The organism is Kocuria rhizophila DC2201 (assembly GCF_000010285.1).
GTDB classification, from domain to species: domain Bacteria; phylum Actinomycetota; class Actinomycetes; order Actinomycetales; family Micrococcaceae; genus Kocuria; species Kocuria rhizophila_A.
In genome coordinates this window covers 1,973,315-1,998,423 of sequence record NC_010617.1, presented here as the reverse complement: position 1 = coordinate 1,998,423, position 25,109 = coordinate 1,973,315, and the positions used below count along the sequence as shown (strand labels likewise).

The window sequence follows — 25,109 nt, the reverse complement described above, 5'->3', positions numbered from 1 at the left end:
CATCGCGAATGTCTCTGCCATCCAGGGTAGCCCCGGGTCCTTGCGGCCGAAAAGATCTGTGGGCAACGGAACAGGCGCGCGTGGGACGTCCCACGAGGGCCCCGCAGCACCCAGGTCCCGCGCCGGACGGGCGGGGGCCGGGTGCGCGGACCCGGCCCCCGTGGCGTGGTCCGCGCGGTGCGAACCGGGACCGGCGCGCGGTCCCCGGGCCGGGAACGGAAGGACCCGGCCACCCTCGAGGGGAGGCCGGGTCCTGTCACGCGCGGGCGACGGTCAGTCGGTCGCTCAGTGGTTGCCCGTCATGGTGGTGACGTCCAGCGCCTTGTCGAGCTGCTCCTCGGTGAGCTTCTCGCCGTCCACGTAGCCGAGCTCGATGGTCGCCTCGCGCACGGTGACCTTGTTGGCCACGGCGTGCTTGGCGATCTTCGCGGCGGCCTCGTAGCCGATGGCCTTGTTCAGCGGGGTCACGATCGAGGGGGAGGCCTCGGCCAGGAAGCGGCAGCGCTCCTCGTTGGCCTGCAGCCCGTCCACCATCTTCTCCGCGGCCACGCGGGAGGAGTTGGCGAGCAGGCGGATGGACTCGAGCAGGTTCGCGGCCATCACGGGGATGCCCACGTTGAGCTCGAACGCGCCGTTCGTGGAGGACAGCGCCACCGTGGTGTCGTTGCCGATCACCTGGGCGGCCACCTGGATGGTCGCCTCGCAGATCACGGGGTTGACCTTGCCCGGCATGATCGAGGAGCCCGGCTGCAGGTCGGGGATGTGCAGCTCACCCAGACCGGTGTTCGGCCCGGAACCCATCCAGCGGATGTCGTTCATGATCTTCATGTACGAGTACGCGATGTTGCGCAGCTGCCCGGAGGCCTCCACCAGACCGTCGCGGTTGGCCTGCGCCTCGAAGTGGTTGCGGGCCTCCGTGAGGGGCAGACCGGTCTCCTCGGAGAGCAGCTCGATCACGCGGGCGGAGAAGCCGTTCGGGGTGTTGATGCCGGTGCCCACGGCGGTGCCGCCCAGGGGGACCTCGGCCACGCGCGGCAGGGAGGCGTCGATGCGCTCGATGCCGTAGCGCACCTGTGCCGCCCAGCCGCCGAACTCCTGGCCCAGGGTCACGGGGGTTGCGTCCATGAGGTGGGTGCGCCCGGACTTCACGACGTCCTTGAACTCCGCGGCCTTCTTCTCCAGGGAGGTGGCGAGCACGTCCATGGCCGGCTTGAGGTCGTTGATCAGCGCGTTGGTCACGGCCACGTGCACGGACGTGGGGAACACGTCGTTGGAGGACTGCGAGGCGTTGACGTGGTCGTTCGGGTGGACCTCAACGCCGGCGGACTCCAGGGCCCGGGACGCGAGCGTGGCGAGCACCTCGTTGGTGTTCATGTTCGAGGAGGTGCCCGAACCGGTCTGGAACACGTCGATCGGGAAGTCGGCGTCGTACTCGCCGGAGGCCACGGCGTCCGCGGCGTCCCGGATGGCCTGTGCGCGCTGCGTGTCCAGCACACCCAGCTCCTCGTTGGCGGTGGCGGCGGCCTTCTTCACCTGGGCGAGCGCCTTGATGTGCTCGCGCTCCAGGGTGGTGCCGGAGATGGGGAAGTTCTCCACGGCGCGCTGCGTCTGCGCACGGTAGAGCGCGTTCTTGGGGACGCGCACCTCGCCCATGGTGTCGTGTTCGATGCGGTACTCGGTGTTTTCAGCCATGGCCCCAGTTTAGGCACCCGCGCCGCCGCGCGCCCGCCGCACCGGTGCCCGAACGGCCGCATGACGGACGACGACGCCGCCCGGGTGCCACCGCGCCGTCGCCCGCCCGCGTGCCGCCGTCAGGCGTGCTTGGCTCCCGTGCGCCGCCGTCCGGCGCGCCTGCGTTCCGGGTGCCGCCGGACGCGGTGCGCCCCGCCACCCCGGAGGGGCTAGCTGATCCGGGGGTCCTCGCTGTAGACGAGCTCGGCCTTGCCGTCCGCGAGGTGGTAGAACACGCCGATCACGGCGGCGTCCCCGCGGGCCACGGCCCCGGAGATCACAGTGGACTGGTCCAGCATCCGCGCCGCGGTCTGCTTGGTGTGCTCCACCACCATGTCCTGCAGGTCCGCGTCCCCGGCGCGCCGGGCCTGCAGGACGGACGGGGTGATGCGCTCCACGAGGTCGCGCTGGAAGCCGGTGGGCAGCTCGCCGGACTCCACGGCGTTGCGGGTGGCCGTCACGGCACCGCACGAGTCGTGACCGAGCACCATGATCAGGGGCGTGCCGAGCACGTCCACCGCGAACTCGAGGGAGCCCAGCACGGCGTTGTCGATGACCTGCCCGGCGGTGCGGATCACGAAGGCGTCCCCGAGGCCCAGGTCGAAGATGATCTCGGCGGCCAGCCGGGAGTCCGAGCAGCCGAAGATCACGGCGAACGGCTTCTGGGACTGCGCGAGGCTCTCGCGGCGCTGGGCGTCCTGGTGGGGGTGCAGCTTGTCCCCGGAGATGAAGCGGGCGTTGCCGGCCTGCAGGGCGTGCCACGCCTCCACCGGGGTGCGGGGGCTCTGGTCTGCGGTGGTGGTGTGAGTGCTCACGCTGGAACTCCAAGGGTGCTCGGCGGGTGGGGTGGTGCCACGCCGCTGCGGCGCGCGCCGGTTCCAGGGTAGACCCGCACCCGGGTCACCGCGGGCGGCGCGGCACTGGATTCCGCGGAGCACCCGTGCACCCGGACCGCGGGAGAACGGTTCAGGAGTGGGCCAGGGCGGCCGCTACGTGCTCGAAGTCGGCCTCGGGGGCCTTGCCGGTGAGTACCACGGTGGAGTCCTTGAGGTCCGCGACCCACGCGGTGAACTCCTCCTGCTTGCCGTCCGCGTCCCGGTGGTGCTGGTGCCACGTGACACCGTCCACGGTCTTCTGTCCGGTCTGCGGGATGAGCTCGGTGCGCTGCGCGAGCCACGTGGGGTTGGACTCCGCGGTCTGGACCATGTCCACCAGGTGGTAGTCGGGGGAGAGGTAGCCCACGTTCCACAGGGGCACACCGTCCTGGGACGTGGCGGTCCACTTGGCGTAGTTGGCGCTCCAGCCGTCCCCGAGCTGCGGGTCCGCGGGCGTGAAGGAGGCCTGGTCCCCGGCGAACTTGGCCTCCTGGCTCACGTCCACATCCGCGCGGTAGGGCTGGGCGTCCGGTTTGGGCTGCAGCCACAGGAACGGCAGCAGCAGCAGGAGCAGCACCACCATGGAGATCACCATGCCCCGGATGGGGGCGTTGAGCCGCGCGGCCTGCTTGCTCGTCAGCCGCGGGACGGGCTGCTCCTGCTCGCCGGGGTCCACCGATGCGGGGCCCTCGGGTGCCGGCTCCTCGGCTGCGGGGCCCTCGGGTGCCGGGGCCTCCGACGCTGGGCCCTCGGGCGCCGCGCCCGCGCCGTCGCCCAGGGGACGCCCGGGATCGAGCCGGGGTGCGGCGTCGTCGTCGGGGGAGCCCGCGTGCGCGGAACGGGGGTCGTCGGGGCCCGGGCCGGGGCGGGAAGCAGAGGAACTCACACGCTCCATTGTGCCGTGCCCGCGCGGACCGGCCCAACAGGGCGGGCCGGGGATATGCTGGGGACACCCGTGGTGGTGCCCCCGGGTCCCCGCAGCGGGCGGACCGGGGCACGGCCGAAACTCGAAGGTGAGGAACAACGTGGCAGAGACGACCCAACAGGGTTCGGGAAATGTGGCGGACCGGAACTTGGCACTGGAACTGGTGCGCGTCACGGAGGCCGCCGCGATCGCGGGCGGGCACTGGGTGGGCGCCGGGGACAAGAACCGGGCGGACGGCGCGGCGGTGGACGCCATGCGCTCGTTCCTCTCCACCGTGGACTTCAACGGCACCGTGGTGATCGGCGAGGGCGAGAAGGACGAAGCCCCCATGCTGTTCAACGGTGAACAGGTGGGCAGCGGTGCCGGACCGGCCTCGGACGTGGCCGTGGACCCCATCGACGGCACCCGGCTGACCGCGCTGGGCATGAACAACGCGCTCGCGGTGATCGCCGTGGCGGACGGCGGGTCCATGTTCGACCCCTCCGCCGTGTTCTACATGGACAAGCTCGTGGTGGGCCCCGAGGCCGCGGACATGGTGGACCTGCGCCTGCCCGTGAAGCAGAACATCCACCTGGTGGCCAAGGCCAAGGGCGTGAAGCCCAACCAGGTGACCGTGTGCGTGCTGGACCGCCCGCGCCACCAGGGCCTCGTGGAGGAGATCCGCGCCACCGGTGCGCGCACCCGCATGATCCTGGACGGGGACGTGGCCGGGGCGATCGCCGCGTGCCGCGAGGGCACCGGCGTGGACATCATGATGGGTATCGGCGGCACCCCGGAGGGCATCGTGACCGCGTGCGCCGTGAAGGCCACCGGCGGCGTGATCCAGGGCCGGCTGGCCCCCACGGACGAGGCCGAGCGGGAGAAGGCCGCCGAGGCCGGGCTGGACGTGGACCGCATCCTCACCACGGACGAGCTGGTCACCTCCGACAACTGCTTCTTCGCCGCCACCGGCATCACGGACGGGGACCTGCTGCGCGGCGTGCGCTACCGCGGCCGCACCATCACCACCCAGTCCATCGTGATGCGCTCGCACTCCGGCACGGTGCGCATGGTCGAGGCCGAGCACCTGGCCCGCAAGTGGGAGAAGTACGAGCGGCTCAACGGCTGAGCACCGCCCGCCCCGCCGCACACGAGCGCGCGTGTCCACCCCGTCCCGGGTGGGCACGCGCGTCCGTGTGCGGCCGCTATGCTGGCCCCGATGCATCGGGCCCGAGGAGAGGAAACACCGTGGCGCTGACCGTGTCCCCGTGCGGCAACCGCAAGACCTGGGACGCGCGGGTGCGCGTCACGGGCGGGCACCCCGAGCTGCTGTGGGGCATCGGTGAGGCCGAGGCGCTCACCGGGGAGCGGGTCGGTGTGGAGCGCGTCGCGGTGGACCGTGACGAGCAGACCGTGGGCTACGGCCAGCTGCTGGTCCACGCCGAGGACCGCCACACGGTGGTGGACGCCAAGTCCCTGCACGTGAAGAACCCCCGCGAGCTCGTGGCGGTGCTGGCCGCCCTGCAGGACCACGCCCGGGACGCCCACGGGGCCGCCGTGCTGCGGGTGAGCCCGGACACCCACGCCACCGTGGAGCTCGCCGCGCAGCTCGAGGCCGCGGGCTACCGGCGCCGTGACAGGCCGCGCCGGGGCGAGGCCGGCCCGCGCCACCTGCTCGTGCGCCTCGGGGAGACCGAGGGCGAGCTGTCCAAGAGGCTGTCCTCCGAGACTCTGCAGCGCTGCCGCGCCGGGCTGCGCGACTCCGGGGTCCGCGTGCGGCGGGTCAACGCCTCGGACCGGGATCTCAGCCACGTGGGCCTGCGCACCCAGCACATCCGCGAGCTGCTGCGCGCCGTGGGGGAGAACTCGGTGTTCCTGGTGGCCACGGAGACCCCCGACGAGGGTGCCGAGACCGCCCTGGGCTACCTCTGGTTCGTGCACACGGGCGAGTCCGCCATGATCTACCGCTCCGGCTTCACGGACCGCGCCCGCCAGCTGGGCGTGGACGACGCCCTGCTGCTCACGGGGCTCGTGCAGCTGCAGCAGCGCCAGGTCCACAAGGTGCTCGCCGGGGACCCCGACCAGCCCGGGCAGCCCATGGTGCTGCGCGAGCTGGCCACCGAGGACCACGAGGTGCTCGGCACGTGGGAGTACCCCCTGGTGGGCGAGTTCCAGGTGGCCGGGCGCGCGGAGAAAGCGCGCCACCGCTTCCTGGGCCGCCGGGCCAGGAGCGCGGCCCCGGAGGAGCTGCTGCCGGTCTCCCGTGCGTCCCGGCGCTCCCGCCGCCGTCGTACGACGACGCCTCAGGGCCCGGCGGTCCCGCCCGTCGCCGGTGGCGTCCCGGCCGCGGCGGCTGCCGACGTGGCCGCCCACGAGCACCCGGTGCAGCCCACGGGAACGCAGGCCGCCGAGCCCGTCGGCACGGGTTCGGGCCACGCCCGCGGGACCGCCCTCACCGAGGCGTCCGTCGATCGCGCCACCGACCCCGGTCCTGCCGGGGACGGCCGCTCGGCCGGGTCCCGCGCAGCGGCTGGGGGCGAGGACGGTCGTCCGGCCGCTGCACCGGGGGAGCAGGGTCCCGAGAACCGCGAGCACGAGTCCCTGGCCACGGTCACGCCCATTGCCTCGGCGGTCGACGCGGATCCGGACCTCGTGCGGCACGACGACACCACAGAGTCGAGCGGGCGTCCGGGCGAGGGGCGGGACGAGGCGCGCGAGCGGCGTCGTCGGACGCCGTTCCGCAGGCAGGCTCGGGGCCGTCGAGGGGCCCAGGCTGCGAAGTCGGACGGTACGACCGGCCAGGCGTCTCCTCCGGACTCCGCGTCGGAGCCCCGGCACCGGGACGGCGCACCTGACGATGCGGCCCGTGCGCGCGGCGAGCACCCGTCCGTGGCGCTGCTGCGCCGGGCGGTGGCCGAGGGCCGCGCCGCGGTGCGGGACGCCGCCCGCTGGTAGCCGAGCCACCCGCGGCCCGCCCAGTCGGTACGGCATCAGTCGAGGTCCATCAGACGGGCTCCATCAGCCGGGAGCGCGCCCTCCGGTGGTCGGCGCGCCCGGGGCGGATCAGGAGCGCCCGGACACCAGGTTGGCCACGCGCGCGGTGAGGGACGGGGGAAGCAGCCCCGCCACGCGGTCCAGCACGTGGTAGGCCCGCGGGAACACGATCCGGGAACGGCCGCGGTCCACAGCGTCGAGCGTGGCGGCAACGAGGTCCGCCGGGTCCGCCGAGCGGCCCAGGTCGATCGCGGAGGCGTCCGCGACCGCGAAGAAGTCCGTGTCCACCGGCCCGGGATTCACGCTGAGCACCCGAACGCCGTGCGGACGTGCCTCCACACCCACGGCGAGCGAGAACCGGTCCACGAACGCCTTGGACGCGCTGTAGGTGGCCATCGACGGCAGCGGCTGGAAGCCCGCCACGGACGCGATGTTCACGATCGCGCCGCTGCGGGTCGCAGTCATCGAGCGCAGCGCGGCGTGGGTCAGGGTCATGAGCGCGCGGACGTTCACGGTGAGCTCCTCGAGCTCCCGGTCCAGGTCCGCCGCCGCGAACTCACCGTGGGTCCCGAACCCGGCGTTGTTCACCAGCAGGTCCACGGGAGTGCTCTCCAGCACGGCCACGAGGGCATCGATGCCGTCCTGCGTGCCGAGGTCCGCGGCCACGGTGCGGGCGGCGCCGCCCGTGAGCTCCTCGGACAGTGCCGTGAGCTTCTCGGGGCTGCGGCCCGTGAGCACGAGCGACCACCCGCGGTGGTGCAGGGCCCGGGTGAACGCCCGGCCGATGCCCCCGGTGGCCCCCGTGACCAGTGCCGTGCGCGTCACGCCGCGGCCCTCCGCTCGCGCAGCTCCCGCAGTTTGCCCCGTGCCGTGCCCACGGCCTCGCGGGCCGCGCGGACACCGCTGTAGGCCGCGTAGCCCGCGCGGGAGACGGGCAGGTCCCACGTGCCGGGATAGGCCACGGGTTCGCCGCCGAAGGACTTCTTGAAGGACGTGAAGCCGTACCACTCGTGCTCCGGTCCCGCGCCCTCGGGGGCGGTGCCGAAGAGGTCGAACCACGTGAGCCCCTTCTCCCGGGCGTCCATGATCATGGTCACCACCAGGGGGATCCCGGCCGAGAGCCTGCGGTGCTCCTGGTCCATGGCGGCGTGCGCGTACGTGCGGGTGTCCTCGGAGTCGTAGACCAGGGACGCGGCAATGGGCTCGCCGTCCAGCGTGGCGAGGTACAGGCTCGCCGCGCCCGCGGGCATGAGGGACTCCGCGGCGGCCCGCAGGTAGTCGTCCTGCTGGCGGTTGAAGTTGCGCCGTGCTGCGGTCTCGTCCAGGAAGCGCAGCAGGTGCCGGACGTCCGCGGGGTCCTCAGAGCGCTCGATCCGCACACCCTTCTTGTGGATGTTGCGGTAGAGGTTGCGGTTGGTGGACTTCATGTCCTTGAGCAGGTCCTTGGGGTCCCTGCGCAGGTCGATGAGCTGGGTGTGACCGGGCTGGACCTGCCGCGGCGCCCGCTTCATGCCGCGGCGCACGAGGGACGCCTCCGGGGTCTCGAGCCCGTCCACCGTGTGGCCGTTGACGGGCTCCACGCGCACGAACCAGCAGCGGTGGGCCTTCGCCTGCGCCACGAGGTCCGCCAGCGCGAGGTCGAAGGCCTGGGGGGTCTCGGCCTCCGGACCGTACGGGCAGTACAGGTACCGCCCGGTGCGCCCGCCCTCCACGGTCGCCAGGTAGCGCCACCCCGGGCCCTCCGCCTGGACGACCCGGTGTCCGATGCTCTCTTGGAACTGTGCCCACTCGGGGGACTGCAGGATATTCGCCACGCCCCCACTGTACCGATGAGCCCGTCCCGTCCCGCTGGGATCCGGGTCACGCGCGGCCGGGCGCGTGCCGGTGGACACCACCCCGGGGGCGCGTCACTGGGGAACGGAGCACGTTCCGTTCGGGGACAGCTCCTCCTGTGCGGGGACCTTCAGGCCCGCGGGCACCACGGCCGCGGTGCCGACGCCCGGCCCGCCGCCGATCACGGAGACCCCGCGCGCGGCGGGCGCCCCGGCGGCGTCGGGAGGTGCGGGGGACGACGACGACGCGGTGCCGCCGCGCGCACCGGCCTGGGCGTCGTCGCCGTTGGCCTTCTCCAGCACACCCGCGAGGTCCGACTGGAACTGCGCGTAGTCGGGGTAGGTGGGGAAGGACTGGTCGTAGTACGGCGGGCCCGCCGCGTAGGACTGCAGCTCGTGGCGCTGGGCCTTCGTGGCCACCGTGACCATCGCCCCGATCGAGGACTGCGGGATGTCCGTCTCGAGGATCTGCTGGCCGGAGCTTGCGAGGTCGTCGAACTTGGTGACCACGGTGATCGGGTCCAGCTGCGCGAGCATCGCGGCCTGCACGCAGCGCTGGCGCGCCTGGCGGTCGTAGTCCGTGGCGCCCTCGCGGGAACGGGCGTACCAGAGGGCGTGGTAGCCGTCCATGTGCTGGGTGCCCGGTTCGATCCAGCCCAGGATCGGGTTCTTCTCCCCGGTGTCCAGGTTGGTGCCGCCGCCGATGGGCACGCGCCCGCCCACCGTGAGGTCGATGCCGCCCATGGCGTCCACGAAGGCCTCGAAGCCGTCCATGTCGATGAGCGCATACGCCTGGATCTTCAGCCCCGTGACGCCCTCCGCGGCCTCCTTGGTGGCCTGCGCGCCGGGATCCTCCACACCCCCGTAGAGGTCCTTGTGGTTCTGCATCACGTCCGTGTAGATGGCGTTCATGATGCACTCGTCCCCACAGTTGAACCCCTCCGGGTACACCCCGTGCATGGGGGAGTCCGAGGGAAAGGGGACGTTCTGCAGGTTGCGGGGGATGGAGACCGTCACGGTCTGCCCGGAGGAGGCGTCGATGCTGAGCACGGTCATGGAGTCCGGGCGCCGACCCTCGCGGTCCGCGCCGGCGTCCCCGCCCATGAGCAGGATGTTGTACCGGCCCTCGGACGGCGCGAACGGCATGCCGCCGCCGAATATCCCGGACACCGCGTGGCGGGCCACGGACACCACGTGCGCCGCGTAGCCCAGCCCGCCGCCCGTGACGAGCATGGCCAGCACGGTCACGATCACCACGGCCCTGCGGACCGGTGTGCTGAGCATCCCGGGGCGGATGAGCCGCAGGGTGTCGAACCACAGCAGCACCCACCCGATGGCCAGCGCCACGAGCCCGTACATGAGCAGCGCGCTGGTCACGGAGTTGGTGAGCAGCCACACCAGGGCGGTGCGCCACACGAAGAACAGCAGCAGCGCGGCCACGAGCAGGGCCCACACCACGGCGGTCACGCGCACCGCGATCCGCCCGAGGCCCCGCCGGCCCGCGACGAGCTGCGCCGAGCCGGGGACCAGCAGCGTGGCGCCCAGCAGCCACCACGCCCGCCTGGTGCGGGTCGCGGGTGCCGCGAAGCGGGGGCTCGAGAGGGGGTCGCCCACGCGCGAGCGGGTCCGTCGCGGTCCGTCCTCGGGGTCGCGCGCCGCGGTGGCTCCCGCCGGGTGCGGGGAGTCGTCCCCGGGCTGCGGGTCCGGTGGCGGGGTGTCCCGGGACGGGGCGCCCGCGGGCACCTCCTCGTAGGCCCGGGTGGCCGTGGGGTGCGCGTCAGCGCCGTCGGGGCGGTCGGTCGATCCGTTCACGTGAAACTCCGAGCGGGAGGGGAAGTCGGTGCGCCGGCGGGGCCGTGGGAGCGGCCCGCCGGATCGGGGTCCGGTGCTGCGGGGGCGGACTCCGACGCGCCCATTGTGCCCTGTTCACCTGGATCCCCGCCGACACGCCCGGGGCAGGGGAGTCGGGGCAGGGGGCGCGGCCGGACTCTCGCGCAACGGCGCCCCGCGATCAGCACGTGGAACGGCGCTCCGCGCGCGCGGATCCAGGTCCTCCGTCCGTGCGGGCAGCACGTGGGGTTCGTCGGCGCCCGGCGCGGGCGGACTCAGCGCCTGGACAGCCGGGCGCCCCGGTCCGTGCGCGCGGACCGATACCGCGGCGTCACCGTCCGGACGAGGCCCCGCGGGCCACGGTGTCCCGCAGCGAGTCGCCCTTGCGGTGCGCGGTCTCGGCGAGCTCCGCCGCGAAGTCCTGCAGCCGCTCCCGCAGCTGCTCGCCGCCGACGTCCGGGGCGGAGCCGAGCACGCGCGCGGCCAGCAGGCCCGCGTTGCGCGCGCCGTTGACTGACACCGTGGCCACGGGCACGCCAGCGGGCATCTGCACGATGGAGAGCAGGGAGTCCATGCCGTCCAGGGTCTTCAGGGCCACCGGCACGCCAATCACGGGCAGCGGGGTCACGGACGCGAGCATCCCGGGCAGGTGCGCGGCACCCCCGGCCCCGGCGATCACCACGCGCAGCCCCCGCTCGTGGGCGGTGCGCCCGTACTCGAGCATCTCGGTGGGCATGCGGTGCGCGGAGACCACGTCCGCCTCGTAGGGGATGCCGAGCTCCTCGAGGGCCTCCGCGGCGGCGGACATCGTGGCCCAGTCCGAGTCGGAGCCCATGACGAGGCCCACCAGGGGCGCCTCGTTCTGGGCGTCCGGGACCGCACCCCACGGCGCGTCCACCGGTCGCGGGTTCAGGTCGGGGCAGCGCGGCACGGACCCGCCCTCGCGCAGGGTCGACGCCGCCCGGGCGGCAATCCGCCGCAGGGCCTCGACCTCGTGGGAGCCCCCCACGGCGTTGACGTGGCCGACCTTGCGGCCGGGGCGCACGGCCTTGCCGTACGTGTGGATCTTGGCGCGCGGCTCGGCGGCCATGGCCTCGGGGTACGCCGCGAAGAGGTCCTCGTTGGCCCCGCCCAGCACGTTCTTCATCACGGCCGCGCCCGCCACCGGGTCCGTGGCGCCCAGCGGCCAGTCGAGCACCGCGCGCAGGTGCTGCTCGAACTGCCCTGTCACGGAACCGTCCATGCTCCAGTGCCCGGAGTTGTGGGGTCGCATGGCGAGCTCGTTGACCGCGAAGCCCGTGTCCGTGTCCGGGGTCTCGAACAGCTCCATGGCCATCACCCCGGTGACCCCGAGCTCCTCGGCCAGCTGCACGGCGGCGTCCCGGGCCGCGGCAGCCACACCGGGGTCGAGACCGGGGGCGGGGGCGATCACCTCGTCGCACACGCCGTCCACCTGGATGGACTCCACCACGGGCCACGCCACGGTCTCCCCGGAGGGGCGGCGGGCCACCATGGCGGACAACTCGCGACTGAAGGCCACAGCTTCCTCCGCGAGCAGACCCTGACCACCCGCGGCCGCGCTGCGCGCAAACCACTCGGCGGCCGTGCCGCGGGAGGCGTCCTGCGGCGTCACGACGCGCAGCACGCCCTTGCCGTCGTAGCCGCCCCGGGGGGTCTTGAGCACCACGGGCCAGCCCACGCGCTCGCCGAAGGTCACGAGCTCCTCGGGGGAGTGCACCTCGGCCCAGTGGGGATTGGGCAGACCTAGCCGCTGCACCGCCCGGCGCATCACCAGCTTGTCCTGGGCGTGCTGCAGGGCCGCGGGGCCCGGGCGCACCGCGACCCCCTGGGCCTCGAGCGCCTCGAGGTGCTCGGTGGGCACGTGCTCGTGGTCGAAGGTGAGCACGTCCACGTCCGCGGCGAAGTGCCGCAGGGCCTCGAGGTCGGTGTAATCGCCCGTGGGTGCGGTGGCCACGGCGGCCGCGGCACTGGTGTCCGGGCCCTCCGCCAGCACGCGCAGCTCCACGCCGAGAGCGGTGGCGGCGGGGGCCATCATGCGGGCGAGCTGCCCGCCTCCCACGACGCCGACGACAGGACCGGTAAGGGAAGGATTCACCGCATCAGGCTATCGTCCCAGCCGATGCCCAGTCATGTCGGAGTACGATGCACACCATCGCCCGGTGTCCACCGGGGCGTCCCGCGAGCCGCGACACCGTGCCGGGCCCGCCCGGATGCACCGTCCCCGACGAGCAGAGTGAGAACGAATCCTTGAGCAACCTGGCTGACCGCGCGCACGCGCTGTGGGAACTGTTCGTCAAAGAGCTCACCAAGTTCGGTCTGGTGGGTGCGGCGGCGTTCGTGATCAACGCGAGCCTGGTGTGGCTGCTCATGCACACCCCCTACTTCGCGGACAGCCACATCAAGGCCAAGGTCGTGGCCACGGTGGTGGCCATCATCTTCTCGTGGGTGGCCAACAGGATGTGGACGTTCCGGGACAAGCGCCAGGACGACAAGAAGAAGGAGCTCGTGCAGTTCCTCGTGGCCAACGGGATCGGCATGGCCATCGAGCTCGGCTGCCTCGGGGTCAGCTACTACGTCCTGGGCCTGACCTCCGCCACGGCGTCCTTCGTCTCCGGCACGATCATCGGCACCATCCTGGGCACGGTGTTCCGCTACTTCGCCTACCGCTTCTGGGTGTTCAGCACCAAGCTGGACGCGGACCCCGAGTTCGCGGACAGCCCGGACGAGGAGTTCGCGTTCATCACGGGCCAGATGCCGGTGGTCCATCCGGACTCCGCCCACCACGGCTCCCAGCACGGGCGTCCGGGCGGTTCCGGCCCCGCCCCGGACACGGATCCCACGGACGACGACGTCCGCCGCGCCTCCTGAGCGCCACCTTCCGATCGCGCGTCCTCACCGTCGCGGGGCCCGCCGGTCCGCCACCGCGCGCGAGGCGCGGGCTCAGGCGGTGGTGGCCCGTTCCTGCGCCAGCACGTCCGCCGAGGCGTCCTCCGGGCCCGCGGTGATCAGCACCGCCTCGCCCGAGACCACGGTGCCCAGCATGCGCAGCAGCTCGGCATCGCCCCAGCCGTCGTGCAGCGGGATCAGCACCGTGGTGCCCGCGACTTCCGGGGCGGCGGCCAGCGCGGCACCGACGAGCGCACCGTGCGTGGTGCCGGAGTCCAGGGCCGCAGCGGCAGGATCGGGGGTCTCGAAGCCCGAGTAGACGTCGGGCATGGCCCGCACCTCGTCCGCGAAGTCCACGGAACCGTCCGGGACGGGGCGGGCGCACGAGAACGCCAGCGCGGGTTCGGCGACGACGAGCAGCAGCTGCGCGGCGGCGTCGTCGTCCGGGCGGGTCTCCAGGTGCGCGTGGAGCACCGCGTCCGGTTCGGGGTGGTGCGTGAAGCGCACCGCGGCGCCCACGCGCAGCGCGGCCAGCGCGAGGACCACGAGGCGCCAGTGGGGCACGGGGGAGATGCTCACGAGGTCCCCGGCGGCCACGTCCAGCTCGTCGGCGAGCAGGCCCGCGGACTTCTCGACCCAGTTGACCAGCACCCGCCCCGAGAGCTCCACGCGCTCGGGGCCGCTGCGCCAGACCAGCGCGGGGGTGGGGCGCTCGGCAAGCTGTCGCAGTGCCTCGTCCAGGTCTCTCGGTGTGCGTCCCACGCAGAAACTCCTTAGGGTAAGTGACAGTGACGCTGCCGGGCGGACGGCGCGCCGAGCAGCCGGGCAACCCCAGGGTACTCGGCTTGACTCGCCGGGACTTACACACGTGTAATTAGGTGGTCCACCCGGCCCACGGAGGGAGCCCGATCGTGATGTCCGCGATCCCGGCCGGGTCAACCGGGCTGGTTGAGGGCACCGAGACAGCGAACGCGTGGGACGGAAGGACTGACATGGGAGAGGCCGCACGCCGCCGGATCGACGGGCGCGAGGACTCGGAGCCCGAGTCGGCCGTGAGCCCGGTCCCCGCCGACTGGTTCGTGGACCCCGTGGACCAGGCCCGCGGAGCCGCCGGGGTCACCACCCTGGACGACCTCGCCTCCGCGTTCCTCGCCGCCCACCCCGAGGTCGCCGGGGACGTGCTGCTGCGCTCGGACAACAAGAAATCTCCCGATCCCGAGCCCCCCGCCCCCGCCGCGCAGGACCTCAGCGCCATGGAGGTCCACGACGTCCAGAGCGTGGACGCGTCCGTGTGGCAGGCCGTGGCCGGGCTGTACTCGGTGAGCGAGGGCGACGCCGAGGGTGAGCTCGCGTGGCAGACCGACGCCCTGTGCGCCCAGACCGACCCCGAGGCGTTCTTCCCCGAGAAGGGCGGCTCCACCCGTGACGCCAAGCGCGTGTGCGAGGCGTGCCCTGTGAGCGGGCAGTGCCTGGACTACGCGATGTCCAACGACGAGAAGTTCGGCATCTGGGGCGGGCTGTCCGAGCGCGAGCGGCGCCGGCTGCGCCGCCGGGGACGCTGAGTCCCGTGCGGGAACCCGTGGCGCCGAAGCGCTCGTGCTCCAAGCAGACGTGCAACCGGGACGCCGTGTGCACGCTGACCTACGTCTACTCCGACTCCACCGCGGTGATCGGCGCCCTCTCCGCGCGGCGTGAGCCGCACGCCTACGACCTGTGCCCGGTGCACGCCGACGCCCTCACCGCTCCGCGCGGCTGGCGCGTCGTGCGCCTCGAGGCCCCCGGCGGGTGGGACCGCGACGACCTCGACGACGTCGTGGAGGCCGTGCGCCAGGACGAGGCACCCGCCGTGCGGCGCGCACCCGCGCGGGGCCCCGCCCTCGGTGCGGCCCGTCCCGGCGCGCGCGTGCTCCGGGACGTCTCCTACCGCGGGTCCGACCCCGAGCTGGGCGGGCCCCGTGCCGCCGATGACCCCGCCGGGGACGGCGCCTCCGCATCCCGGCAGGAGCCCACGGCCCGCGTTCCCGGGTATCCTGGGGTCACGCGTTCCGCGGCGGACGCCCCGCAGCACCAGGATCCGCAGCCGCGCTCCGTTCCCCTCCCCGACGCCCTGCGCATGCCGCACTGGCGGCGCCCCTGACCGGTGGGCCCGGTCCCTGGCCCCGGGGCGGGCACCCCCACTGTGAGGTACTCATGACCACGTCTCCGCACCCCGACCACCGCACGGCACCCGGACCCGCCACGACGTCCGCCCGCGCTCCTCGCCGCCGGTCCGTCCGCGCCGTGTCCCTGGGTGCCATCGGTCTCTCGGCCGTGCTGGCGCTGGGCGGCTGCGCCGCCGGGGACGACGCCGCAGCGCCGTCGCCCTCGGGGTCGAACGCCCCGGACGCCCAGGCGAGCCCCGCCGTGACCGTGGCCCCCAGTGCCGACGCCACGGCCGTGAATCCCGCGGACCCCGTGGTGGTGAGCACGAGCGCGGGGGAGCTCACCGACGTGAGCGTCACGGCCGCGAGCACGGGGGAGAAGGCCGAGGGCGCGTGGAACGACGCGCACTCGGAATGGCGCTCCTCCGCCCCGCTCGCGTTCAACGAGACCTACACGGTGGCGTACACCGCCCGCAACGGGCAGCGGGAGAGCACGGGCAGCTCCGGGTTCACCACGGTGGACGCCGCCCACGAGGCGGACGTGGGCCTCAACGTCAAGGACGGCCAGACCTACGGCGTGTGGCAGATCCCCGAGCTCACGTTCTCCGAACCCGTGACCAACAAGGAGGCTGTGGAGAAGGCCATCCATGTGGAGGGCGCCCACGAGAAGGGCGAGTTCCGCTGGTACTCGGACCGCAAGCTGCGCTTCCGCCCGGACAAGCCCTGGACCCCCAACTCCTCCGTGAAGATCTCCGCGGACATCCTGGGCACCGACCTCGGCAACGGGATGATCGGCAACGGCAACACCACCGTGACCTTCAAGACCGGTCCCGAGCAGCGGGCGTACGTGGACAACACCACCAAGACCCTCGTGGCCTACGTGGACGGCAAGCAGACCGGCAGCTGGCCCGTGACGCTGGGCAACCCGGAGTGGCCCTCCACCACGGGCAAGAAGGTGATCCTGGAGCAGGCGGCGTCCTACTCCTTCAAGGCCTCCTCCCTGCACCTCAAGCCGGGGGACCCCCACTACTACCCGCCGTTCGACGCGTCCAACGTGTCGCGGCTGACGTGGAGCGGAGAGTTCATCCACCAGGCCCTGCCCTCGGCGTGGCCCGTGCTCGGGGTGGCCAACGTGTCCCACGGCTGCGTGGGCATGCCCCCGGAGGGCGCCAAGTACATCTTCGACACCTTCCGCCCCGGGGACATGGTGGAGGTGGTGAACACCGACTACCCGCAGGCCGATCCCGACGACGGCTACGGGGACTGGAACATCCCGTTCGAGCACTACGCGGACGAGAACTGGCACGGGAACTGGTGATCCGACCGTGAGCTCCGCCGTGGCCCCCGCCCCTTGGGCCCGCCCCACCGCCGTGCAGCGGGTGCTGCAGGGTTTCCTCGCGCTCGCACTGCCCGTGCTGTGGCTCGCGCTGGCCGTGCGGCTTGTGGCTACCCCCGCGTTCCTGTGGTTCGAGTACCACCGCCCCGGCTTCCCCGCCGACCGCTGGGGGATGGGGACCGACGAGCGCATGGCGTTCGGCTCCTACGGGCTGGACTACATCATGAACCTCGCCCCGCCCTCCTACCTGGGGGGACTCGTGAGCCCCGAGGGCGGGATGGCCTTCACCCCGGCGGAGGTCTCCCACATGACGGACGTGCAGCACGTGATGCAGTGGGGACTGCTGCTCGCGGGGGTCATCGCCGTGCTCAGTGCGGCGGCGGCCCTGCACCTGCACCGGCGGGTACCGGGCACCGCCTCCGCCGCGTGGTTCGCGGGTTCCTGGCTCACTGTGGGGCTGCTCGTGCTCGCCGCAGTGGCCGGGGCGCTCGGGTGGGAGAGCTTCTTCGCGGGGTTCCACTCCCTGTTCTTCAGCTCGGGCACGTGGACGTTCAGCGTCACGGACACCCTGATCCGGCTCTACCCCACGCAGTTCTGGATCGACGCCGCGGTCACGGTGGCCGTGCTGAGCCTGCTGGGTGCCTTCGCCACCATGCTGCTCGCGGCGCGGCGGGCCCGGTCCCTCAGATCCAGGACCTGAACCACATCCGCCAGCGCCAGTGCTCGTACGGGATGGTCTGGGCGGTCCACACGGGCCAGAAGAACACGGCGAGGGCCACCGCCAGGAGCAGGTAGCACACGGTGACCGCCCGCCACCTTTGGGCCCACACGCCGGTGATCCGGTGCTCGTGTGCCGCGGCCACCGGTGTGCCGGCCGTGGCCCCGTGCCGCGGCACCGCGAGCCTGCCCGTGAGCACCCCCACCGCCCCGGCGATCAGCAGCGCGACGGCGGGGAAGTAGGACAGCGCGTAGAAGAAGAACATGGTGCGGTCGGGGTAGAGGAACCACGGCAGGTACCCGGCGGCGCAGACCCCCACGAGGGCGCCGAAGCGCCAGTCGCGCCGGCCCGCCCACAGCCACACGCCGAGCAGCACGGCGAGGATCCCCACCCACCACACGGCGGGGTTGCCCACGTTGAGGATGGCCTGGCTGCACGCGTCCACCGTGCAGCCGTCCGTGCCCGCCCCCGGGGACTCGTAGTAGTAGGACGTGGGGCGCAGCATGAACGGCCACGTGGCCGGGCCCGCCATGTACGTGTGGTGGAAGTCCAGCCCCGTGTGGAACGAGTACGCCGCCACGTGGTACTCCCACAGGGAGCGCAGCGCCGGGGGCAGCCATGGCGGGCCCTGCCCGGGGTTGAGCTGGGCCCAGGTGCGGTCGTAGCCACCGCTCGTGGCCAGCCAGCCCGACCACATGAGCACGTAGGTCACTAGGCCCGTGCCGATCACGGTGAGGAAGCCCCACGGGCCGTCCTTGAGCACCGCACCGGTGAACCAGTGCCGGACGCCGGCCACCCGCCGGGCGTTCATGTCCCACAGCACCACCAGGATCCCGAGGGCGGCGATGCTGAACAGCGCGTTCCACTTCACGGCCGCCGCCGCCCCGCACGCGGCCCCGGCGGCGATCCGCCACCACCGCACCCCCAGCCACGGACCCAGGGGGGAGCCGCCGAGACGGGCGGCCAGGCGGCGTCGTCCGTCGTCCCGGTCCAGCAGCGCCAGGACGAAGGCGAGGAGCAGGAAGAACATCAGGAAGATGTCCAGCAGGGCCAGGCGGGACTCCACGAGGTGCAGGCCGTCGAGTGCCGTGAGCAGCCCCGCGATCGTGGCCAGGGACACCGAGCGGAAGAGCAGCCACCCGGCCCACCAGATCAGCGCGATGGACAGTGTGCCGACCACCGCGGCGGAGAAGCGCCATCCGAACGGGTCCTCGGGGCCGAACAGCCACAGCCCCACGGCGATCAGCCACTTGCCGAGCGGCGGGTGCACCACGAAGGACGGCTGGTCCTGGACGTCCGGGACGGCCCCGGAGACGAAGCCCTCGTCCGCCCCCGAGGGCCACTGCTGCTCGGTGCCGTGCAGCAGCAGGGAGTAGGCGTCCTTGAGGTAGTAGGTCTCGTCGAAGACCACGGCGTGCGGCGAGGCGAGGCCCACGAAGCGCAGCACGCCGCCCAGCACGGTGACGAGCACCAGGGGAACCCACCACCAGCGGGGGAGGCGGGTGACGGCGGGCAGCAGCAGCTCGCGCGGCGACGCGGGGGAGCCGTCGGGGTGCCGGAGGGCTGCGGGGGAGAAGACGGTCGAGGGCACGGACCCATGGTAGGGCCCGAGCCCGGGAGGATCCGGCGTGGCACCGCGGCCCGCCGCCACCGCGCCGCCTGCCACCGGCGGGGCCCGCGGGTTCGTAGAGTGGACGCGTGAGCTCCCGAACATCTGCCCCCGCACACGAGACCCCCGAGCACGGCCAGGGCGCCCTGGTGGTGGTGGGAACACCCATCGGCAACCTCTCTGACGCCTCCGACCGCCTACGTCACGTGCTGCGCACCGCGGACGTCCTGGCCGTGGAGGACACCCGCACCCTGCACCGGCTCGCCAGCGGCCTGGGAGTGAGTGTGGGCGGACGGGTGGTCACCCACCACGAGCACAACGAGAACGCCCGTACCGACGAGCTGCTGAACGAGGTCCGGGCCGGGCGCACGGTTGCGGTGCTCTCCGACGCGGGGATGCCCACCGTCTCGGACCCCGGTTTTCCGCTCGTGCGGGCCGCGGCGGAGGCGGACCTCACGGTCTCGGTGCTGCCCGGCCCCTCGGCCGTGCTGGCCGCGCTCGCGGTGTCCGGGCTGCCCACGGACCGGTTCACGTTCGAGGGCTTCCTGCCCCGCAAGGCGGGGGAGCGCGCGGCGGTGCTCGCGGGGCTGAGCTCCGAGCAGCGCACGATGGTCTTCTACGAGTCCCCCCACCGGCTCGCCGAGATGCTCACCGCGCTGCGCGACGCCATGGGTGGGGACCGCCGTGCCGCCGTGTGCCGTGAGCTGACGAAGCTGCACGAGGAGGTGCTGCGCGACGACCTCGACGGTCTGGTCGCGTGGTCCACCGAGCACCAGGTGCGCGGGGAGATCGTGGTGGTGCTCCACGGCGCCGCCCCGGCCCCCGCACCCGCCCCGGAGGACCTCGTGGCCGAGGTCGAGGCGCGCGTGGCCTCGCACGGGATCAAGCTCAAGGCCGCGGCCCGCGAGGTCGCCGCCGAGCGCGGGGTGAGCACGCGGCACCTCTACGACGCGGTCGTCGCCGCCCGCGGACGGGACTGACCACAGCCCGACGTAGCCGTCCGTGGCCGCCGCCCGGACGCGCTGCAGGCATGGGTGGCGCAGGTTGCGTTGCCCGGACGGACTCCCCGGACGTGCGGCGCTCGCGCATCGCGCGGGGGGCGCAGCCCCGTGCGGTGTCCACGGCCGGGCGGGGCAGCCTCCCCCGCGCAAGCGGATGGTGCGAGCGCCCGCGACGGGCCGCGCACTCCGCTTTGCGCGGCGAGGGGCGGGTCAGCGGCGGGCGTCGCGCCGCAGGGACGCCGGCCACCACGTCCCGCGGAAGCGCTGCCCGCGGGGTGCGCGGTTCCGGTACTGCTCGCGGATCCGCGCGAGGTCCTCGGGAGTGGTGCGGGGGGTCCACCCGGCGTCCGGCGCCCCGTAGCTCGCGGTCTCGAGGTCGGCGACCACGCGGTCCACGGACTCGTGCGCCGCCGGGATGCCCTCCGCGAGCCGTCGCGCCCGCACCCGCGGGGTGTCCGCCGGGCGGGCGGTGACCCCGTAGTCGCGTGCGAGCGCCACGAACTCGTCCCACGCGGCGTGGGCGCGCCGCTGGGGGGACAGCGCGGCGTCGCCCATCGCGGCCGTCCGGGCACGACGCCGCCGGGCGCGCAGCCAGCGCGGCAGCACCGCGAGCACGAGCAGCAGGGGCACGAGCACTGCGGTGGCGGCGAGCCACCACGGCACGGCGAACCCGACCGGCTGCTGGGGCGGTGCATCGGGCTGCTGCGGGGCCACGGTCGGCTGCGGGCTCGGGGCGCCGCCGGTCTCCGAGGACTGCGGTGTGCTCGGCGGGGTGCTCTGCGGCTGCTCTGAGGTGCTCGGCGTCGCGGAGGGGGATGCGGAGGGCGACGCACCGTCCGCGGGGTCCGGCGCGGACTCCGGTGCGTAGCCGGGGGTGCTGGGCACACCCGGTGTCGGTTCGAAGCGCACCCACCCGATCTTCTCGAAGTACAGCTCGGGCCACGCGTGGGCGTCCCCGGTGCCCACCGGGAAGGACGTGCCGCCGTCCTCCTCCGTGGTGGCGGCCGTGGGTAGGTAGCCCACCGCCACCCGGGAGGGGATCCCCACCTCGCGGGCCATCAGCGCCATGGCGGGGGCGAAGTGCCCGGAGTAGCCCGCGCGGGTCCGCATGAAGGTGTCCAGGGACCCCATGCCCCCGGCGTCGTAGCCCTGGGCCAGTGGTGCGTCGATGTCCTCCCGGAAGTCCTTGCGCAGCCGGTTCTGGATCGCGAGCGCGCGGTCGTAGTCGGTGCGTGCTCCCTCCGTGTACTGGCGGGCGGCATCGGCCACCGAGCCCGGGCGGTCGGCGGGCAGGCGCAGGTACTCGGCCATGGCGGCGTCGTCGGCGGCGGGCGGTGCGGCGCGCAGCGCGTCGGGGGTCGCGTCCGGCAGCACGGCGGTGACCGTGTAGCCGGCCCCGGACATGCCCGTGGAGGCGCTGTAGACCGAGAGGTCCCGCGGGTTCCAGCCCCAGCCGTCGGTGCCCAGCCCGGCCACGTCCGCGGGGGCATAGGGGGTGGGCAGCCAGTGCTCGGTGTAGTCCTCGAAGCTGACCTTGGCCGTGACCTCGCGCCCGCCGGGCACCGCGTCCCGCGCGGCCGCACCCAGGCGCGTGAGGTCCTCGTCCAGGCCGTCGGTGTCCGGGAACCACTCGTCCCGGGAGAAGTCGGAGAGAGTGAGCAGGCGCATGTACTGGGGCTGGTCATCGGAGCTCGTGTAGCTGAAGCGGCGGGTGCGCTCGTCCGAGCGCAGGTCCTGCCCCACGGCGCGCAGGGGCCCCACGCCGGAGGCCCGGTCCGAGGTCAGGGAGCTGCCCTGTGGGAACGCACCGTTGTAGAAGCCGGGAATCACGGAGGGCACCAGCAGCACCACAGCGAGCACCCCCGCGACCACCAGCAGCGCACGCGGCAGCCCGCCGGGCGCGGGGGCGATCCGCTGCGCCCGGGTGGCTCCCCAGATGCGCGAGCCGGCCAGCAGGGCCAGGGCCGCGAGGGCGGCCGCGGCCAGACCCGGGACGCCCACACTGCCCGGCAGGGTCAGCGCGGGCACCACGAGCAGCGCGAGCAGCCCGAGGCACGCGAGGCCCGCCATGCGCAGGCCCACGAGCGCCGTCTCCATGAACACGGTGACGAGACCCACCAGCACGCTCAGCACGAAGGCGAGGCCGGGATCGGGACCGTACGGGGCGGCGTCGTGCGCCACAAAGTCTCCGGAGCCCCGCCACAGCTGGGCCGCCGCCGAGAACGTGCCCCCGGTGGGGATGAAGCCCAGCAGCGCGTGGTCCCCCAGGTGCAGCGCGGTCAGCGCGAGCAGCAGCCCGGCGAGCCCGAGCACCGCCACGAGCACCGGCGGCAGCCGCAGCCACCGGGCCACGCCCGTGACGAGCAGCACGGTCACCACGGTCGCGGCCACGGGCCACACCCACCAGCCACCGTCCAGGGCACCGGCCATCCCGGCGCAGCCCAGGGCGGTGGTCACGAGCAGCAGCACGGTCAGCTCCACCACCCGTGGCCGCGCGGTGGGGGCCGGGGTGGGCGCGTCGGATGTCTTGGAGGGCTCTGCGGTGGCGCGGCGGGGTGCCCCGCCCGGGCCCGGCGCGCCACTGCGACGACGCCGCCCCGCCGGGTTCCCGGCGCCGGTGGACCCGATCCCGGGGTTCGCAGTGCCGGTGTTCGCGGTGCCGGGGGCCGCGGAGTCACCCGGCGCGCGGTCCGCCGGTGTGCGGTCCCACGGGGAGCGGCGGGGGGAGCTGTCGTGGGGGGTCATGCGGTGGTCCTCCGTCGGGTGCGCCGCAGCACGTCGTCCATGTGCAGCTGGGGCGCGCCCGGCTGCGGGGGCGGGGGAGCCATCAGGGAGCCACCACCCACCACGGCCAGCCACGCGGCGTCCACGTCCGTCCAGCGGCTCGCGAGCACCACGGACCAGCCCGCGGCCTCGAGCGCGTCCGCGCCGGCGGGGCGCACGAGGGGAGGGGCCACCACCAGCACGGCGGAGCACGCGGCGGTGCCCGCCGTGGCCCGCACGTAGCGCTGCGCCGCCTCGGCGGTGAGGGCACCCGAGAAGAGCAGCACGGGGTGGTCCAGCCCCTCCCGTTCCAGGCGGGAGGCCAGCGGGTCCTGCGCGGCCCCCGGCTCGGGGCGCGGGACCAGCGCCGCCCGGGACAGCCCGTGGACCACCTCGGTGGCGGCGTCGTCTCGCACGGCGGTTTCGCGGCGCTCGGTGGAGCCGGAGTCCCCGCGGGGCAGGGCGCGGCCCTGGTCGTCCAGCGCGTGGACCACCGTCTCGCGGCGGGTCAGGTGCTCGAGCACGGACGCCGCGGCCGTGACCGCCCACTCGAACTCCTCCGTGGAGTTCAGCACGCCCGCGAGGATCCGCTCGCCGGGCCAGTGCTGCGCCGCGGCGTCCAGGACCAGCACGGCCTCGCGGGTGCTGCGCGGATCCTCCTGGCGCACCATCAGCTCCCCGTGCTTGGCCGACGCCGCCCAGTGCACCCGGCGCATCGGGTCACCGTGGCGGTACTCGCGCGTGGTCACGTTGTCCGGACCGGGCTGCGGCTGCGCCCGCCGGGACAGCTCGCCGCCGCTCTCCCGGGCGAGCGTGGCCCCGTGCTCGGTGAGCTCCTGCGGGTCCGGGGCCACGTGCAGGGACGTGCGCTCGGCCACGTCCAGCAGCTCGGTGACCACACCGAACGGATCGCTCACGCGCACCGTGGCCGGGCCCAGCTCGTGGATCCCACGACGCCGCGGGCGCACCGTGTACGCCACGGGCACCCCCGACACCGGCACGGAGAAGTCGCGGTCCCGGCCCAGCAGCGGGTCCACCGTCTCATGGACGTCCACGGCCGCGCGCTCCGAGCTCGTGGCACCCCGCCCGGCACCCCCGCCGTCCCGGCCGGGAGCCCGGGTGCGGTCGCGGGATCCGAAGGCCGAGCGGCGTCGTACCCGCAGGGCCACCTGGGCGGCGTCGCCGAGCGTGACGAGCGGTGGGTCCACCGAGCGCTTGAGCAGCACGCGCGGCTTGACGAGCCACATGGCCAGCGAGGACAGCAGCGGAACGGCGCCCAGGAACAGGGACAGGGCCAGGACGTCCTTGCGGCCCAGCCACGTGGCGGCCGCCAGGCTCAGCACGGCGGCGGCCAGGAAGCACCACCCGCGCACCGTGAACTTGGCGCGCGAGTCCACGCGCGCCGTGGCGCCGGTGGACCTCATCGGGTCTGCGGGGCGTCTTCGGTGGGCACGCGGACGTCGTCGAGGATCCCGCGCACGATGTCCTGGGCGCTGTCCGCCCCGGAGCGGCGCTCCAGGATCAGGCGGTGGGCGAGCACCGGGACGGCCACGTCCTTGACGTCGTCCGGGAGCACGTGGGCGCGGCCGGCCAGGGCGGCGTGGGCGCGCGCGGCGGCCTGCAGCTGCAGGGCGGCGCGGGGGCTCGCCCCCAGGCGCAGGTGCGGGTGCGAGCGCGTGGCCTGGCACAGCGCCACGATGTAGCGGCGCACCGCGGTGGACACGTGCAGGGAAGCTACGTGGCGCACGAGCTCGCGGGCCTGGTCGATGTCCAGCACGGGGGCCAGATCCGCCAGGGGAGAGCCCGAACCGTGCTCGGAGAGCATGGCGACCTCCGCGTCCGCATCCGGGTAGCCCATGGAGATCCGCGCGGTGAAACGGTCCCGCTGGGCCTCGGGCAGGGGGAACGTGCCGTCCATCTCCACCGGGTTCTGCGTGGCCACCACCATGAACGGGGACTGCAGGCGGTACGTGGTGCCGTCCGCCGTGACCTGACCCTCCGCCATGGCCTCCAGCAGGGCGGACTGCGTCTTCGCGGACGCGCGGTTGATCTCGTCCCCGATCACGATGTTCGCGAACACCGGCCCCGGCTTGAACTCGAACTCCCGGCGCACCTGGTCGTACACCGAGACACCCGTGATGTCCGTGGGCAGCAGGTCCGGGGTGAACTGCACGCGGCTGACCGTGCCGCCGATCGCACCCGCCAGCGTCCGGGCGAGCATGGTCTTGCCCACGCCCGGGACGTCCTCCACCAGCAGGTGGCCCCCGGCCAGCAGCACCGTCAGCGCGGTGCGGGTCTCGGCGGGCTTGCCGTCGATGACCGCGTTCATGCGGTCCAGGACGGCCTTCGTGCGGGCGGCGAACTGCTCCATATTTCCTCGTCTCACGGGCATGGGGGGCGGGGGTGGTCCGGGGACCATGGTCTCAGGAATTGTGCAGGTCCGCGTGCATTGCGGCTGCACCCCGCAT

General features: G+C 73.7%; 20 protein-coding genes and 1 pseudogene. 8 read left to right on the top strand and 13 right to left on the bottom strand.

Annotated elements, in window-relative coordinates:
* Positions 1 to 285 precede the first annotated feature (285 nt).
* The 3 genes from KRH_RS08650 to KRH_RS08640 form a co-directional block, all read right to left on the bottom strand.
* Positions 286 to 1,692, bottom strand: a complete 1,407-nt coding sequence (locus KRH_RS08650) for a class II fumarate hydratase (protein WP_012398827.1) — start codon at positions 1,690 to 1,692, stop codon at positions 286 to 288.
* 209 nt (positions 1,693 to 1,901) lie between these two features.
* On the bottom strand, positions 1,902 to 2,546 hold the full coding sequence (locus tag KRH_RS08645; protein WP_012398826.1) for a carbonic anhydrase: 645 nt from the start codon (positions 2,544 to 2,546) through the stop codon (positions 1,902 to 1,904).
* A 151-nt stretch (positions 2,547 to 2,697) separates the two neighbouring features.
* Positions 2,698 to 3,501 (bottom strand): DUF4245 domain-containing protein, encoded by an 804-nt coding sequence (locus tag KRH_RS08640; RefSeq protein ID WP_105590588.1) that lies wholly within the window; start codon positions 3,499 to 3,501, stop codon positions 2,698 to 2,700.
* Positions 3,502 to 3,631: 130 nt separating this feature from the next.
* Between KRH_RS08640 and glpX the strand changes: the two genes are divergently transcribed.
* The gene (glpX, locus tag KRH_RS08635) at positions 3,632 to 4,639 is read left to right on the top strand and encodes a class II fructose-bisphosphatase (RefSeq protein WP_041297395.1); all 1,008 of its coding nucleotides are present in this window, start codon (positions 3,632 to 3,634) and stop codon (positions 4,637 to 4,639) included.
* A gap of 119 nt (positions 4,640 to 4,758) precedes the next feature.
* Positions 4,759 to 6,465, top strand: coding sequence for a hypothetical protein (locus KRH_RS08630; protein WP_012398823.1), 1,707 nt, complete (start codon positions 4,759 to 4,761; stop codon positions 6,463 to 6,465).
* A 108-nt stretch (positions 6,466 to 6,573) separates the two neighbouring features.
* Here KRH_RS08630 and KRH_RS08625 read toward each other — a convergent pair whose 3' ends face one another.
* The 5 genes and pseudogenes from KRH_RS08625 to KRH_RS08610 form a co-directional block, all read right to left on the bottom strand.
* A complete protein-coding gene (locus KRH_RS08625; protein ID WP_012398822.1) occupies positions 6,574 to 7,329 on the bottom strand; it encodes an SDR family NAD(P)-dependent oxidoreductase in 756 nt (251 codons plus the stop codon).
* A complete protein-coding gene (locus KRH_RS08620) occupies positions 7,326 to 8,318 on the bottom strand; it encodes a lipid II:glycine glycyltransferase FemX (RefSeq protein WP_041297394.1) in 993 nt (330 codons plus the stop codon). The genes KRH_RS08625 and KRH_RS08620 overlap by 4 nt, the downstream gene beginning before the upstream one ends.
* A gap of 93 nt (positions 8,319 to 8,411) precedes the next feature.
* A complete protein-coding gene (locus tag KRH_RS08615) occupies positions 8,412 to 10,148 on the bottom strand; it encodes an LCP family protein (RefSeq protein WP_012398820.1) in 1,737 nt (578 codons plus the stop codon).
* A gap of 349 nt (positions 10,149 to 10,497) precedes the next feature.
* A complete protein-coding gene (gene purE / locus KRH_RS12845; protein WP_267865994.1) occupies positions 10,498 to 11,001 on the bottom strand; it encodes a 5-(carboxyamino)imidazole ribonucleotide mutase in 504 nt (167 codons plus the stop codon).
* A gap of 102 nt (positions 11,002 to 11,103) precedes the next feature.
* Positions 11,104 to 12,222, bottom strand: a pseudogene (locus KRH_RS08610) (5-(carboxyamino)imidazole ribonucleotide synthase); the annotation flags it as partial.
* A 212-nt stretch (positions 12,223 to 12,434) separates the two neighbouring features.
* Between KRH_RS08610 and KRH_RS08605 the strand changes: the two are divergent.
* Entirely contained in the window at positions 12,435 to 13,055 is a 621-nt protein-coding gene (locus KRH_RS08605) for a GtrA family protein (RefSeq protein WP_041297393.1), read from the top strand.
* A 72-nt stretch (positions 13,056 to 13,127) separates the two neighbouring features.
* Here KRH_RS08605 and KRH_RS08600 read toward each other — a convergent pair whose 3' ends face one another.
* The gene (locus KRH_RS08600; protein ID WP_012398817.1) at positions 13,128 to 13,835 is read right to left on the bottom strand and encodes a TIGR03089 family protein; all 708 of its coding nucleotides are present in this window, start codon (positions 13,833 to 13,835) and stop codon (positions 13,128 to 13,130) included.
* A gap of 230 nt (positions 13,836 to 14,065) precedes the next feature.
* On the opposite strand from KRH_RS08600, the gene KRH_RS12695 reads away from it, so the two are divergent.
* Genes KRH_RS12695 through KRH_RS08580 form a run of 4 tightly spaced genes read left to right on the top strand, consistent with a single transcriptional unit; the run spans position 14,066 to position 17,250 of the window.
* Positions 14,066 to 14,635, top strand: a complete 570-nt coding sequence (locus KRH_RS12695) for a WhiB family transcriptional regulator (RefSeq protein ID WP_050738062.1) — start codon at positions 14,066 to 14,068, stop codon at positions 14,633 to 14,635.
* 5 nt (positions 14,636 to 14,640) lie between these two features.
* A complete protein-coding gene (locus tag KRH_RS08590) occupies positions 14,641 to 15,210 on the top strand; it encodes a DUF3499 family protein (RefSeq protein ID WP_012398815.1) in 570 nt (189 codons plus the stop codon).
* A gap of 53 nt (positions 15,211 to 15,263) precedes the next feature.
* Complete coding sequence (locus tag KRH_RS08585; protein WP_012398814.1) at positions 15,264 to 16,532, top strand: L,D-transpeptidase; 1,269 nt, start codon at positions 15,264 to 15,266, stop codon at positions 16,530 to 16,532.
* Positions 16,533 to 16,539: 7 nt separating this feature from the next.
* Complete coding sequence (locus KRH_RS08580) at positions 16,540 to 17,250, top strand: TIGR01906 family membrane protein (RefSeq protein WP_012398813.1); 711 nt, start codon at positions 16,540 to 16,542, stop codon at positions 17,248 to 17,250.
* Here KRH_RS08580 and KRH_RS08575 read toward each other — a convergent pair.
* Positions 17,234 to 18,859: a dolichyl-phosphate-mannose--protein mannosyltransferase gene (locus tag KRH_RS08575; RefSeq protein ID WP_105590589.1), complete on the bottom strand. Its 1,626-nt coding sequence runs from the start codon at positions 18,857 to 18,859 to the stop codon at positions 17,234 to 17,236. The two genes, KRH_RS08580 and KRH_RS08575, sit on opposite strands and share 17 nt — an antisense overlap.
* Before the next feature lie 107 nt (positions 18,860 to 18,966).
* On the opposite strand from KRH_RS08575, the gene rsmI reads away from it, so the two are divergent.
* Entirely contained in the window at positions 18,967 to 19,857 is an 891-nt protein-coding gene (rsmI, locus tag KRH_RS08570; protein WP_012398811.1) for a 16S rRNA (cytidine(1402)-2'-O)-methyltransferase, read from the top strand.
* Between the two features lie 231 nt (positions 19,858 to 20,088).
* On the opposite strand, the gene KRH_RS08565 is transcribed toward rsmI, so the two are convergent.
* The 3 genes from KRH_RS08565 to KRH_RS08555 are packed head-to-tail and all read right to left on the bottom strand — an operon-like array spanning position 20,089 to position 25,012.
* Complete coding sequence (locus KRH_RS08565; RefSeq protein ID WP_226905856.1) at positions 20,089 to 22,623, bottom strand: transglutaminase TgpA family protein; 2,535 nt, start codon at positions 22,621 to 22,623, stop codon at positions 20,089 to 20,091.
* Positions 22,620 to 24,065, bottom strand: a complete 1,446-nt coding sequence (locus KRH_RS08560) for a DUF58 domain-containing protein (RefSeq protein WP_012398809.1) — start codon at positions 24,063 to 24,065, stop codon at positions 22,620 to 22,622. Before KRH_RS08560 ends, KRH_RS08565 begins: the two co-directional genes overlap by 4 nt.
* Positions 24,062 to 25,012 (bottom strand): AAA family ATPase, encoded by a 951-nt coding sequence (locus KRH_RS08555; RefSeq protein ID WP_041297392.1) that lies wholly within the window; start codon positions 25,010 to 25,012, stop codon positions 24,062 to 24,064. The genes KRH_RS08560 and KRH_RS08555 overlap by 4 nt, the downstream gene beginning before the upstream one ends.
* Between the last annotated feature and the right edge of the window lie 97 nt (positions 25,013 to 25,109).

Bases quoted from the DNA above. Each gene is read 5' to 3' on its own strand.
- KRH_RS08650 (WP_012398827.1), bottom strand. From the start codon at position 1,692: ATGGCTGAAAACACCGAGTACCGCATCGAACACGACACCATGGGCGAG.
- KRH_RS08640 (WP_105590588.1), bottom strand. From the start codon at position 3,501: ATGGAGCGTGTGAGTTCCTCTGCTTCCCGCCCCGGCCCGGGCCCCGAC.
- purE (WP_267865994.1), bottom strand. From the start codon at position 11,001: ATGGGCTCCGACTCGGACTGGGCCACGATGTCCGCCGCCGCGGAGGCC.
- KRH_RS12695 (WP_050738062.1), top strand. From the start codon at position 14,066: ATGGGAGAGGCCGCACGCCGCCGGATCGACGGGCGCGAGGACTCGGAG.
- KRH_RS08585 (WP_012398814.1), top strand. From the start codon at position 15,264: ATGACCACGTCTCCGCACCCCGACCACCGCACGGCACCCGGACCCGCC.
- KRH_RS08565 (WP_226905856.1), bottom strand. From the start codon at position 22,623: ATGACCCCCCACGACAGCTCCCCCCGCCGCTCCCCGTGGGACCGCACA.
- KRH_RS08560 (WP_012398809.1), bottom strand. From the start codon at position 24,065: ATGAGGTCCACCGGCGCCACGGCGCGCGTGGACTCGCGCGCCAAGTTC.
- KRH_RS08555 (WP_041297392.1), bottom strand. From the start codon at position 25,012: ATGGAGCAGTTCGCCGCCCGCACGAAGGCCGTCCTGGACCGCATGAAC.